12 protein-coding genes and 1 pseudogene are annotated in these 12,709 nt (G+C 37.4%); 7 read left to right on the top strand and 6 right to left on the bottom strand.

From position 1 onward, the window contains the following. Positions 1-7: 7 nt before the first annotated feature. Positions 8-91 (top strand): annotated as a pseudogene (locus tag AC1VU3_RS11980) (helix-turn-helix domain-containing protein); the annotation flags it as partial. Between the two features lie 101 nt (positions 92-192). Here the strand turns inward: AC1VU3_RS11980 and AC1VU3_RS11975 are convergent. From AC1VU3_RS11975 to AC1VU3_RS11960, 4 genes are read right to left on the bottom strand one after another with little or no spacing between them, the layout of a single operon-like run. After that, positions 193-1,563, bottom strand: coding sequence for a PH domain-containing protein (locus tag AC1VU3_RS11975; RefSeq protein ID WP_482983603.1), 1,371 nt, complete (start codon positions 1,561-1,563; stop codon positions 193-195). After that, on the bottom strand, positions 1,532-2,053 hold the full coding sequence (locus AC1VU3_RS11970) for a PH domain-containing protein (RefSeq protein WP_482983602.1): 522 nt from the start codon (positions 2,051-2,053) through the stop codon (positions 1,532-1,534). The genes AC1VU3_RS11975 and AC1VU3_RS11970 overlap by 32 nt, the downstream gene beginning before the upstream one ends. Continuing rightward, the gene (locus AC1VU3_RS11965; protein ID WP_482983601.1) at positions 2,046-2,957 is read right to left on the bottom strand and encodes an ABC transporter ATP-binding protein; all 912 of its coding nucleotides are present in this window, start codon (positions 2,955-2,957) and stop codon (positions 2,046-2,048) included. The genes AC1VU3_RS11970 and AC1VU3_RS11965 overlap by 8 nt, the downstream gene beginning before the upstream one ends. 2 nt (positions 2,958-2,959) lie before the next feature. Beyond that, a complete protein-coding gene (locus tag AC1VU3_RS11960; RefSeq protein WP_482983600.1) occupies positions 2,960-3,640 on the bottom strand; it encodes an ABC transporter permease in 681 nt (226 codons plus the stop codon). 142 nt (positions 3,641-3,782) lie between these two features. Between AC1VU3_RS11960 and AC1VU3_RS11955 the strand changes: the two genes are divergently transcribed. The 5 genes from AC1VU3_RS11955 (at position 3,783) to AC1VU3_RS11935 (ending at position 9,052) form a co-directional block, all read left to right on the top strand. Beyond that, positions 3,783-4,484, top strand: coding sequence for a response regulator transcription factor (locus tag AC1VU3_RS11955; RefSeq protein ID WP_482983599.1), 702 nt, complete (start codon positions 3,783-3,785; stop codon positions 4,482-4,484). Positions 4,485-4,486: 2 nt separating this feature from the next. After that, positions 4,487-6,145, top strand: a complete 1,659-nt coding sequence (locus tag AC1VU3_RS11950) for a sensor histidine kinase (RefSeq protein WP_482983598.1) — start codon at positions 4,487-4,489, stop codon at positions 6,143-6,145. 207 nt (positions 6,146-6,352) lie between these two features. Then, entirely contained in the window at positions 6,353-7,174 is an 822-nt protein-coding gene (locus AC1VU3_RS11945; protein WP_482983597.1) for an ABC transporter permease, read from the top strand. Positions 7,175-7,178: 4 nt separating this feature from the next. Beyond that, positions 7,179-7,958 (top strand): ABC transporter ATP-binding protein, encoded by a 780-nt coding sequence (locus tag AC1VU3_RS11940; protein WP_482983596.1) that lies wholly within the window; start codon positions 7,179-7,181, stop codon positions 7,956-7,958. 11 nt (positions 7,959-7,969) lie between these two features. Further along, on the top strand, positions 7,970-9,052 hold the full coding sequence (locus tag AC1VU3_RS11935) for an ABC transporter substrate-binding protein (protein WP_482983595.1): 1,083 nt from the start codon (positions 7,970-7,972) through the stop codon (positions 9,050-9,052). Between the two features lie 263 nt (positions 9,053-9,315). Here AC1VU3_RS11935 and AC1VU3_RS11930 read toward each other — a convergent pair whose 3' ends face one another. Continuing rightward, positions 9,316-10,332: an S-layer homology domain-containing protein gene (locus AC1VU3_RS11930; protein WP_482983594.1), complete on the bottom strand. Its 1,017-nt coding sequence runs from the start codon at positions 10,330-10,332 to the stop codon at positions 9,316-9,318. 946 nt (positions 10,333-11,278) lie between these two features. On the opposite strand from AC1VU3_RS11930, the gene AC1VU3_RS11925 reads away from it, so the two are divergent. Continuing rightward, positions 11,279-11,731: a YaiI/YqxD family protein gene (locus tag AC1VU3_RS11925; RefSeq protein ID WP_482983593.1), complete on the top strand. Its 453-nt coding sequence runs from the start codon at positions 11,279-11,281 to the stop codon at positions 11,729-11,731. On the opposite strand, the gene AC1VU3_RS11920 is transcribed toward AC1VU3_RS11925, so the two are convergent. Then, entirely contained in the window at positions 11,728-12,588 is an 861-nt protein-coding gene (locus AC1VU3_RS11920; RefSeq protein ID WP_480390542.1) for a glycerophosphodiester phosphodiesterase, read from the bottom strand. The two genes, AC1VU3_RS11925 and AC1VU3_RS11920, sit on opposite strands and share 4 nt — an antisense overlap. Positions 12,589-12,709 lie beyond the last annotated feature (121 nt).

Genomic DNA, 12,709 nt, shown 5'->3' with positions numbered 1-12,709 from the left:
TGGGAACTATGTACACGGAATTGTTGAGATGACAGGGATTAGCCGTGCTACAATTTATCGATATTTAAAACAAGAGCAGCCCAATATTTAACATTGTGCATGCTCTTGTTTTTTGATGATTTTTTCTTAATGTTGTAAATCAGCATTTTTATGACTCGACTCCTATAAGGTCATATGTTAAATCTAGTTTTATCAAGTTCTTCGTAATTCTAAATAAGCCTGCTGTATATTCTTTAAAACTTCTGCTCGCACATCTCTTAGCTGATATTCAGCAATTTGATCAGTATATGCTCGAACTGACATTGTTTGAAGCCCAAGCCAACGCTGAAGTAATGATTGCTCTAGCTCTAAATCGCAAATGTTGCTAAATCCAATAATCGTAATCTTACTGCCAAAAATCCCATGTCTAAGCTGGATTTGTTCATCATGTATACCAAATTGAAATTGCTTATAAGCTAACAGCACACCTACTAACACAGTAAAACTTATTGCCGCACCTAACCAATAATAGGAAAATGGTATCCACTCACGACCAATAAAACAAGCTAGCCAAATAACGATTACCAGCATAATTGCTCGAAAAATCCTCGGAATAAGTGAGACCTCTGTTAACCTCTCTTGCTCATTATGAATTGAAAATTTCGGAAAATGAGTATTCACAAAAGTAATTGCTTGCTCATATTCAAAATACGGATAAATTAACTGCAATTCATTTGCATCCCTACTCTTAAACTGTAATCTGATTTCTGCAAGGCCTAGTAATCGTTTCAAGAAACTTTGACGCACTTCTATCCCTGTAATATTTGAAAAATCGATTGTTACCTTCGATTCATTTATCATTCCTTTCCGAATGACTAACTGGTTCTCCTCCTTCACAACTTGATCTCGCCCAAATTTTATAAAAGTAAAGACTAAAGCACATAGGACTGAAACAACTATGTACAATGCAAGCGTTATTACAAGCCAAATAGAGTTTGTCTTCACGTTCTCAATAAACGTAGAAGTATACTGTTCTAGACGTATAAAATGATCGATTCGAGAGTAAAGCGATGCGAGGAAAGGAATCGCAAGTAAAAAGCGTAAAGGTGTAAATGACGCCTTTACTAATTGCTTACGTGTTGGTTGAAAGATAACATCCCCCTGCAACGATTGCTTCGTCTGTAGGTCATTCATTTTCTTTGCATCAATCATTTCAATTTTTAATTCCTCTTTTGCATCCGCTAGCTGATAACTACATGCTACCGTATTCGTTAGACGATGAAACCAGTTTTTCTTCATGGTCATCTGCTCTAACTGTGCAATAGGTACTTGTTGCGTCTTGCGTACAAAAATACCCGAACGCTTCGTCAACTGTTGTTCATCCAGCTTAAATGTTGTGAGCCACCAATCTAGTAAAATATAAATAACACTGAAACAGACGACAAACCAAAATATAGTCCGACTGAACTCGATTAATGTTGCTGACGAATCCTTTTTCACAACAAACAAAAATAAATAAAAGAAAACCGCATTCCGACCGATTGAAATACCTTTATATAAGAGGAGTAGTGGTGATTGTCTCATCCGTAGAAGTCTCCTTTTTTCCCGTCAATTCCGCTAGCTCTTGCTGTATCGTCAGTGCTACTTGCTTGTCCAATGCTGGCACACGGTATGCCTTTTCAATCACTTGTAATTCAATTGCTGCGAGATCAAGTTGACTTAATAATGAACCTTCTATTAGCGTAACAGCTTGGATTTTTTCAAATGGTAGTATTACAATCCGTTTTGTCCAAACCCCTTCACGAATGTAAAAAAAACGGTCGTCATACGTATAAGACCAATGTCTAAATCTCTTTTGCAGCGTACATAATCCAACTACGGATCCAACAAGACAAAGGACTAGTAAAATAATAAATATATACATGAGCCACTTCGGCCAATCCCAATATAATGCACTGCTCAATAATCCTCCAAAAATCAACACTGTTACAAAAAGTGTTATAAGTTCTTCCATACGCCAATAGACGCTAGCCTTGTCTGATAGCCGATTTTTCAACGCCTCCTTATTATGCATAGCGTTCATCCCCTATAAAAATATCCTCCAATGATATTTCATTGACTTCCACTCGGTAAACATCTGTTTTTAATTCATGGAACACTCTTAGTAAATGAGCAATATCTTGCTCCTGCTGTACATGGAAGCTAAGCCAGCCATCTTTCTTATCAACTAGCTCACCAAATTGTGTACAGCCTGCTATCAGTTGCTCTATTATTCCTTGTGACCGTGCTTTATATTTAATATTTACATAGTTATTAGTTACATAGCGTGCCCGTAACTCATCCATCGTGCCACATTTCACAATTTGTCCATCCTTCAAAATGGCAATACGATCACACAGCTTCTCTACCTCATATAAATTGTGTGACGTTAAAAAAATTGTTTTTCCTTTAGCTTTTAGCTCTTTAATAAAGTTTTGTAAATGAATAGCTGATTCTGCATCAATACCTGAAGTTGGTTCATCTAAAAAAATAAACTCTGGATTATGGATAACTGCCTGCGCAATACCTAACTTTTTTTTCATACCAAATGAAAATTTACCTACCTTCTCATGTACTGCCCCTTGAAGTCCCACTTTTGCTAGCAAAGCCATACAATGTGCTTTTGATACCTTGACCCCACTAATTCCCGCAAAGTATTGCAAATGCTTCAGAGCCGTTAAGTGGTCATAGAATGCCGTATAATCTGGTAGCACGCCAATACGCTTTTTTAAATCGGTTGTTAATGCCCCTTCATTAAAATAGTGTACTTGACCGCTTGTCGGCGGTAAAATTCCTGTCAAAATATTAATAAATGTCGATTTACCTGCCCCGTTGCGACCTAGAAAGCCGAAAATTTCGCCTTTCTCTACCGTTAAATCAATCGCATGTAATATATGTTTCTTGCCGAATCGTTTCTCTATTTTGGTTGCCTGTAACATTATTACGCCCTCCTTTTAAACACGATATATGTAAGTCCCATCATGACTACTCCTATCAAAAGCATAAAAATGATTTTCCAATCATCATTTTGCAAGTACTGATATGGTGTTAGGTAGCCCAACAGCCCCCACCAGTTGTCCGTGCCAATCAATAATAGGCTAACAATCGGTAGAGCTAAGCCAAGTACTGTGCTGATAAACATAGACATAAATGGCTTAGACACAACTACAGACAACAAGAACGCTAGCGACACCGAAAACATTAGCAGTAGCATCATCTGTATAAACAAATAAAACTCGATATGCCTTGCATATACAACAATAACTAAATAAGAGCAAACAAGGCAGACAAACCAGAAGCCTAAGACTCCTAGAAGCTTTCCCATTAAAATATTGGCATGTGACGTACGCGTTAATAAAAAACGAATTGTTTTGCTTGAAACTTCCCTGTTAATGACATCATGCGATAACGTAAAAGCAAAGAGAGGTCCAAATAATAAAAGAACGATTGAAAGTCCACTATAATAAACTTCCTTATCTTCCCCTCCCTCATTTAGAAATGTAACTAGCTCCGCACCATTTTGTGAAACAAAGTACGATGAACTAAGTAAAATGAATATAACAAAAATCGATTTTACACTTTTAAACAGCTGCCAAAACTCATATTTCGCAATTGCAATCATGTTTAAAACCTCCTTCAAATCTGTTATATTCACTATAATTTCTAAAGCTTACTCTGAGTGTAACATTACCTTAATTTTTACTTAATTCCCGATGAAATACATAATTGCGATGTTAATATATAGAGAGAAAGGTGTGAAAGGTTTGTATACTTCGAAAATTTTAATTGTAGAAGATGAAATAGCTATTAGTACTATGCTGAGGACAATTTTAATGAAAGAAGGCTTTGCTCATATCGATACGGTATATCGTGCAGAAGATGCCATTACCAATTGCCAACGTCATCTTTATGACCTTATCTTATTAGATGTTATGTTACCTGATCGAAGTGGTTTTGAAATTTGTCCGCTCATTCGACAGCTAACAGATGCTCCTATTTTCTTTTTAACTGCTCGTACTTCAGATTTAGATAAACTATCTGGCTTTGCATTAGGGGCAGATGATTATATTACAAAACCATTTAACCCGTTAGAGGTTATAGCACGGGTCAAGGCACATCTCCGTCGTCATACAGTGAATCCAAAAAGTGAGACAGAGCTCCTATTTCCAAACTTACATATTCAATTAAATGCCGGAATTGTGACTGTTCACGGTGAAGTAGTCAATTTACCTGCGCAAGTGTACCAGTTATTGGTATTCTTTTGTCAGCATCCGAATCAATTATTTAGTAAAGCTCAATTGTATGAACGCGTATGGGGAGATGATTATTTAGGTGAAGATAATACGGTCATGGTTCATATTCGCAAACTACGAGAAAAAATTGAACGTGATCCAAGTAACCCTCAATGGATTGTAACGGCACGAGGACTCGGCTATAAATTTGTCCCGACAGGCGGAGAGGTATAGCGATGCAAAGACGATTTATCACTCAATTTTTATTTCAAATTAGTTTTTTATCTTTGCTACTATTTATTAGTCTTGGCACGCTCGTCTTTGCGTTAGGCTTTTATCTTTCTGACTCTGAATCCTATCATAATATCCATAAAGCAGATGATGTGTTTTTTGAAAGCACAATAAAAAAGAAAGAAGATAATTGGCAACTCGATGAAGAGCTTAAAGAGGCTATCAAACAGCAAGATGGATGGCTTACACTATTTACCTTAGATGGTAAGTTGCTTTACCAATATAACGTACCACCGAATGAGCAAATCGATTACAAATTAATATTGCAAAGCACTCCGTTCGTCAACACAACGATGACAGAAATAAAACCACTTAGTGCAGAACCATTTATCGTTGCTTATAGTACTACTAATAGGGCAGCAAAGACCTTAAAAGTAATTAGCGAAAAAATGGACTGGTCACAAAATGAGTTACCTTACTTTAAAACTGACGCAATTATTTATTATGTCAGTCCAAACGGTGAGATGTTACATGCAATAAATCCTCTTTCGGAGCAATTAACAATGGATATCGTGACGAAATTGCAAAATAAGGAGCAATTTGATCTAGCTTCAATAACAGATGACACAACAAACAAAACGCTCATCGTCGCTTTCGAGCAAGTCATTTGGGATGACCTAGCATTTTTATCTGATTTCAAAAAGCCATTTTTTATTGGCTCAGCTATTGTTTTTTTCTGTTTGATAATGAGCACATTATTTTATGCAAAAAAATTCGGCTCTCCGCTACTCATTATGATGAAATGGATTCGCCAGCTTGGCAATAAAGATTACACTACGCCGAAGAATAAAAAAGGGCAAACGCTGTTGTTTAATAAAAAAGGGCAAATAAAAAGGAAATACAAATTATATAAAGAACTATTTCAAACGCTAGAAAGTGTCACGCAAACACTGAAAAAAAATGAGGATCAGCAACAGCTCATTGAGAAAACACGTGAGAAATGGATTAGCAGCTTATCACATGATTTAAAAACCCCACTTTCAAGCATTATTGGCTATGTTAAAATGCTGCAATCTGATTATGAATGGACTAAGGAGGAACAACAGCAATTTTATTCTGTAATGGATGAAAAATCTGACTATATGATGTCGCTTATTGAGGATTTAACGCTAACTTACCGCTTAAAAAACGGACAACTCCCTATGTATAAAGATGAGATTGATGTAAATGAAGTAATACGTCGTACTGTTATTCAATTAGTGAACCGACAGGATTTCAAAGAGTATCATTTTAATTTTAATACTAGCGAAGACAGTATATTTATTAATATCGATTTGAAATGGTTACAGCGTATTTTAGACAATCTTTTCATGAATGCAATCAAGCATAATCCACCTGGTACAACGATTTCAGTTGCGGTAGTTCGCAAACAAAATGAGGTCATTATTTCAATGGTAGACGACGGTATGGGCATGGATGAAGAGACTGTACAGCAATTATTTAATCGTTATTATCGTGGAACGAATACGACAGAAGCTCTTGAAGGTACCGGTTTAGGTATGGCTATTACGAAACAATTAATATTACTACAGGGTGGCACAATTGAAGTAAATAGCCAAGTTGGACAAGGTACTTGTATACACATCGTATTTTCAGCCTCATGAAATTTCATAATCAAAAGAGCAGATGAAAAGTGCACCTAACTTTTTATACAAAAATTTTTAGATGTTGTAGGGAACATAGGTTAATTGGTTATACAAACTTACGTAAAAAATCAAGAGAGCAGATTCAAGTTATATCTTTGTTCTAGGCAATTGCACCCTCACACATTTTGCCTATCCGACATATCTTTTTAGAAAGAGGTGGTGAATATGAGCAAAGAAAATAGAGTCGAAGAATACGACGCCTATGAAACGGAACAGAAGGAATGGAAAAAGCAACAAAGAAAAGAACGGGGTAAACAGTTACTTACCATCACTTCGCCTATACTTATTTTAGCTATTTGGGAGCTATGCTCTCGGACGGGTATTCTGGATATTCGATTTTTTCCGCCTCCGACGGCCATTATATCTACCTTTTTTGACCTAGCAGCTAATGGCACGCTTTGGACACATATTTCGGTTTCTCTCTATCGGATAGCTTGTGGATTCCTATTAGGGGTCATACCAGGAGTTGTTATTGGTCTCCTAATGGGGTTATATTCCCCGATTCGGCATTTTATTTCTCCGATTGTCATGGTGTTTATGCCTATCCCTACGCTAGCATTGCTACCAATCATCATCATTCTGTTTGGAATTGGTGATTTTTCTAAAGTTGTAACGATTGCAGCAAGCGTGTTTTTTCCTGTTGTCATCAATACCGTGGCAGGCGTTTTGAATATTGAGCGAGTACATTTAGACGTAGCAAAAAACTATGGAGCGAGTCCTAAGGATTTTTTCCTGAAAATTGCGTTCCCTGGAGCACTTCCTGTTATGTTAGAGGGAATTCAAATGGGGCAGGCAATCGCTCTTTTAACCATCGTTGCAGCAGAAATGATGGGAGCTACTTCAGGTATTGGTTATTTAATCTGGACCTCTTATAAAGCATTCATGTTAAAAGAAATGTTCGTCGGTTTGGTCCTCATTTCTTTTTTTGGGTTTCTTTTTTCCCTCTGTTTACGTGGGCTTCAAAAGAGAGTTGTCCCATGGAGGTGAGTAAATGAGTGAAGCAGTGAAAATCACTATTGATCAGCTGACAAAGGTCTTTTATAAAAAGCAAAATAGTGTAACAGCTATTAAAAATATCTCCTTTGACGTAAAAGAGGGAGAATTTATCTGTATAGTTGGTCCGAGCGGCTGTGGAAAAACGACATTACTACGCATTTTAGCGGGTCTAGAAAATCCTAGCTCCGGTAGTTTTGTTATAAACTCTGAGTCAGATGAGAGACCCCTCCAGTCCATGGTGTTTCAAGAAAAAGGGGTAATCCCATGGCTAACAGTTGCCGAAAACGTGGCATTTGGGTTGAAGATGCGCCACTTACCAAAGGAATTTATTCAAAAGCAAACAGCCTACTATTTGGAAAAAGTCGGTCTAACCAAATTCTCTTCTCTTTATCCCAATGAGCTATCTGGTGGAATGAAGCAGCGAATTAGCATTGCCAGAGCATTTGCCAATGACCCGGAAATCCTTCTAATGGATGAACCTTTTGCTGCGCTTGATGAGCAGAATAAATTCATCTTGCAAGAGGAGTTGCTCTCCATATGGTCAGAGCATAAAAAGACAGTAATCTTTATTACCCATAGTATCGATGAAGCACTTCTGTTAAGCGATCGAATTATCCTAATGAGTGCTCATCCTGGGGAAATTGTGAAGGAAATACAGGTACCTGTTCCAAGGCCAAGGACAATGGAACAGGTGAGAGCCAATGCAGAAATGGCGGAGCAATTTATTGCTATTTGGAATCACTTGCAGCAAGAGGTTCAAAAATCAAGAAAATAAGGAGGAAAGTTGTGAAGAAACGCTGGCTTGTCTTATTGGTATCTATCATTCTTTTGCTAGGTGCATGTAGTTCAACAGAAAAGGGCTCAGATGGAAAGCTTGATGACTCTGTAAGTAAAGATAATCCATCAGGGGATTTAGCGCCTTTAAAGGAAAAGGTAAAGGTTGTCATTGCGGAGGATGGAGCAGCTTCAGGAGCTGGTTTTTATATAGCAAAAGAGAAAGGCTATTTTGAGGAGTACAATATTGAAGTGGAATTTGCGCAATTTGCAAATAGTGATGAGATGCTTCCAGCTCTAGCATCAGGAGAAGTGGATATCGCAGGTGGCGTTTCAACAGCCTCCTTCTTTAATGCCATTGCACAAGGTATTGATGTAAAGATAATTGGAGATAAAGGTCATAATAACCCTGGTAGTTCTTATTTTTCTTTTGTCATTGGAAACCACATGAAGGACGTTATAAAAGAGTATAAGGATTTTAAGGGGAAAAAGATTGCGATTTCCTCTAAGAATTCTATAGACGAATATATCTTCTTAGAAATGCTGAAGCATGGTGGATTAACACCGGATGATGTGGAGTTAGTAGTTTTGGCTGATTTCGGAAGTATGCTGGGAGCAATTGAAAACCAATCGATTGATGCAGCTCTTCAAATCGAGCCATTAATCACGCAGGGAGAAGTAAATAATATGCATATCCGTTTTGGAGATGCAACCGATTATGCTCCTGAATCCCAAATTGCTCTAGTTTTAGGATCTCCAGAGTTTATGAATGAAGAGCAGGATGTGTCCTTACGCTTCATGGCAGCTTATTTAAAAGGAGTACGCGATTATAATGATGCCTTCTTAAAAGGTGAGGGAAAGAAAGAGATAATAGAAATCATGATTAAACACACTAGCTTAAAGGATGCTGCGATTTGGGAAAAGGTATCCGTTACAGGCTTAGATCCAAATGGGAATTTGTTTTTTGATGATATAGTGAAACAATTTGAAACCTATAAAAATAATGGTGCCATCACTGGTGATGTAGACTTTGATAAAGCAGTAGATACCTCCATGTCTGAAAAGGCAGTAGAAATTCTCGGAGAATATAAGTAAATAGCGCAAGGAATGAAACAGGTGGAGAATTTGAACTCTACCTGTTTTACATATTTTCTATAACTGGAGAAGAGTAAATACTAATAAAAAAGCTAAAGGACAAGCGAGTAATATGATTAGCATCATAAGTGCTTCCTTATGTTTTGAGGCTCAGGTTCTTGCTGAGTCGGACGCTTTCCGTGGGTCAACATTGTTGGAGCCAGAGTAATTTAAAAAAAGAGAAACCCTTCTGCATGAGCAGAAGGGTTTTATTTAGTTGTGATTTATCGTGTGAATTTGATTAATGCGGTCCATTTGTAATACACGATATAAACACCAAACGAATAGTCTGGAGCAATATATACCCCGCCTGATTTGATAACTTCGTTCACACCGTCATACCATTCATTGATACTGACACTTGAATTGATAGCCTCTAAGCCTTTTTCAAGATCACTTCGGAATTGTGGGTCATCAAATCTGTCTAATGTGTATGTACTTGTCCCGAACTGAGAACCAGTTCCTTTCTTTGGTGCGTACTGAAATACCGTATCAGCAATTGCTTTATCATGTTCTTTCGTTTTGCTCTCTGTCCAACCAGAAGGGACGCTGATTAATCCTGAGGGAAACGGATTCCCCTCGACTGGGGGCTTCGTTAGCGGTATTTCCGGTTTCGGTGTTTCACTCGGATGAAGCGCTCGGTATAAGAATACCGCATAGTTAGCTCGGGAAACAGGTTCATTCGGCATATATTTACCGTTACTGCCAACTGTGATTCCACTCATATACAATGACGAGATATAGTCTGTAGCCCAATGTCCCGTACTTACGTCAGTAAAGATAGTGCCTTTGTGGATGTCCAACTGAAACGCATTAACCATCACTTTTGCCATTTGAGCACGCGTTAAGTTGTCATTGATACCAAATGTACCATTTGCGTCCCCATCGAAGATACCGGCGCGATAAACACTCTGTACCGCTTCATAATATGGGCTTGTTTTCGGTACGTCTTTGAATTCTTTTCCTGCTCTCACAGATGGTAAATTAAGTATTCGGTCAAGCAAAGATGCAACGTGTACACGACTGATTGATTGTTCCGGTTTAAACGTGTTATCTGGATATCCACCAATTATGCCAAAGTCTCGCATTGCTGTGATTTCTTTGTATGCGGAGTGATTTTTTGAGACGTCTTTAAAATCTTGAGATATACCTTTACTAACTGCTTGTGCTTGTACGGGAGCTACTATTGCAGGTAAAGAAATAGTAGCTGCCAAGGATAATAAAAACAACTTTTTATTCATTTGAACATTCCACCCTCTTATAATAATATGGTTATTCTGCTTATTTATATATAAGTACATCTCTTAATATCATCCCATTTTTCTATGTGAATTAGGGTTCATCTTCTGAGATAAAGGTATTAGATTTGCGTATATATAACTATTTTAATCTAATTATTAAATAACCATATAAATACATTAACAAAAATTGAGAATAAAGGTAAGTATTTAAAATAAACACAGTCATAGAGGACAAAGAGCCTTTTAGTATATCTACATTCGACATGAGAAAAAAGACCTTGGAGAATGCTCTAGAAGATGCTAGAGCGGTAGATTTGTTGCGTGGAGGCAAAACAGTTATTTTATACCTTTCTAACTGGATTAAACTGTTAATAAGATAAATCATAATATGTAGATACACTAATTGACTACTTAAAAGATCCAATGGATTGTGCTACGTTAATTTTTATGGTAGATAACGAAAAACTTGATAATAGGAAAAAGGTAGTCAAAGCTTTGCAAGGATAAGCAAAAGCCATTGAGGCTAAGTATTTATTCAAAAATAACCTGCAGAAAGCTGGGAAAAGTATAGAGGATGATGCTATCACTATAATTAAGGGGAGATTAGGGAACAACCTGTTTTTAGGAGTCAATGAATTAGACAAGTTATCTCTAGCTTATCGTGATGAGAATGTAATAAGAGCGGATATTGTCAATAGTGTCTTATCTAGAACATTAGAAGACGATGTATTCAAATTATTAGACCATAATGCAAATAAAAGGTCTACTGATCTTGAGAAACTAGATGATTTATTCAGACTGGGAAATGAGCCTATACAGTGAAGGGGTGGAAATAACCTAGAAGGCCTTGTGAATTTATCTCCTTTGCCTAGTAAATAGCAACCACACTTCCTATAGTGAATAATTCCATAACCTAAGATACAATAGCTAAAAAGGAGGTACTTATATGGTTCGTGTGTTAGTTGATGCAGATGGCTGTCCTGTGGTCGATCAAACAATAAGTATAGCAAAACAATATAAACTCCCTGTTACGCTTCTTTGTGATACTTCCCACCATATGCAACGAGAGGGAGCAGAAACGGTAATGGTATCAAAGGGTGCAGATGCAGTAGACTTTGTACTGGTGAATAAGGTTAATAAAGGGGATATCGTAGTAACTCAAGACTATGGACTAGCAGCAATGGTTTTAGCGAAGCAAGGGTACGCCATCGATCAGAACGGACGCTGGTATACTTCGGAAAATATTGACCAGCTGCTAGATAGTCGTCATGTATCCAAAAAGATTCGACAAGCTGGTGGTCGCATGAAAGGTCCGAAGAAACGGAAGAAGGAAGACAACGAAAGGTTCCAAGAGAGCTTTCAAAGGCTCTGTGACTATGCCATGAACAGACAGCCTTAATACCTCTTTATTATTTCACGGGCAATATTTGGGCTGTCTGTAAAAATACCATTTGCTTTCATTTCAATTGCATTACGTACATCCGCTTCAGTTTTAACTGAAAAGAGGTGGACAGGTAATCCGCGTTCCTGAGCCTCGTGGATAAACGTTTGATCCACCATATTGATATTTACGCCAATTCCACTAGCGTACTTTTTCATGGTAGAGAAGTCTTGTCTAGATAACTTCCCTTTTTCTTTCAGGCTTAGTAGCTGGATGAGTGGAAGTTTAGGTTCTAGCTGATGCATCTCTTGAAGACTCGCTCTATCAAAGGATTGGATAATGACCTTTGGGATATCATTAGCTGTTTGAATTAAATCGAACTTCTTTAATAAACGTAGAAGCTCCTCCTCCATACCTTCATAGAGCTTTGGTGATTTTAATTCAATATAATAATTAGCTTCCTGTCCAAACTCCTCAAATATTTCCTCTAATGTTGGTACAGGTACGTATTCGTAAATCTCACTTGCAAAAGTAGGGTGAGCTTTATTAAACCAGTTACCGGCATTCAACTGCTTTATTTCCTTAAGTGTGTAGTCCTTTACTAAGCCGGTTCCGTTCGTAGTACGATCTACCTTCTCATCATGCATGGCAACCAAAACTCCGTCCTTTGTCATCTGCAAGTCTATTTCCATGTATGTGGTATCGAATTCTTTCGCTAGCTGGTAAGAAATCATCGTGTGTTCTGGTGCATAAGTAGAGGCACCTCGATGGGCGATTACTATAAACTCTTCACTTGTGATGGGAGAAGGTGGATTTTTAGTTGCACAGCCGGAAAGAAATGATATAAATAGTAGGATAATAGTTACCTTTCTCATAAATTTCCTCCGAATGTAAATTATATTTCAACTTGAAGAATATCATATTAAATATTGTGAAAATAGTAAATTTCTTTACTAATCAAACTTTTATTATGTAAAATAAAAAAGAGATTACATA

Source organism: Psychrobacillus sp. Z16_25 (assembly GCF_056856695.1).
This window is presented reverse-complemented; position numbering and strand designations above follow the sequence as displayed.

What these genes read in the sequence shown, in the direction of transcription:
- AC1VU3_RS11965 (WP_482983601.1), bottom strand. Translation starts at nt 2,957, where the DNA reads ATGTTACAGGCAACCAAAATAGAGAAACGATTCGGCAAGAAACATATA.
- AC1VU3_RS11940 (WP_482983596.1), top strand. Translation starts at nt 7,179, where the DNA reads ATGAGTGAAGCAGTGAAAATCACTATTGATCAGCTGACAAAGGTCTTT.
- AC1VU3_RS11960 (WP_482983600.1), bottom strand. Translation starts at nt 3,640, where the DNA reads ATGATTGCAATTGCGAAATATGAGTTTTGGCAGCTGTTTAAAAGTGTA.
- AC1VU3_RS11975 (WP_482983603.1), bottom strand. Translation starts at nt 1,563, where the DNA reads ATGAGACAATCACCACTACTCCTCTTATATAAAGGTATTTCAATCGGT.
- AC1VU3_RS11970 (WP_482983602.1), bottom strand. Translation starts at nt 2,053, where the DNA reads ATGCATAATAAGGAGGCGTTGAAAAATCGGCTATCAGACAAGGCTAGC.
- AC1VU3_RS11920 (WP_480390542.1), bottom strand. Translation starts at nt 12,588, where the DNA reads ATGAGAAAGGTAACTATTATCCTACTATTTATATCATTTCTTTCCGGC.
- AC1VU3_RS11925 (WP_482983593.1), top strand. Translation starts at nt 11,279, where the DNA reads ATGGTTCGTGTGTTAGTTGATGCAGATGGCTGTCCTGTGGTCGATCAA.
- AC1VU3_RS11930 (WP_482983594.1), bottom strand. Translation starts at nt 10,332, where the DNA reads ATGAATAAAAAGTTGTTTTTATTATCCTTGGCAGCTACTATTTCTTTA.
- AC1VU3_RS11950 (WP_482983598.1), top strand. Translation starts at nt 4,487, where the DNA reads ATGCAAAGACGATTTATCACTCAATTTTTATTTCAAATTAGTTTTTTA.
- AC1VU3_RS11945 (WP_482983597.1), top strand. Translation starts at nt 6,353, where the DNA reads ATGAGCAAAGAAAATAGAGTCGAAGAATACGACGCCTATGAAACGGAA.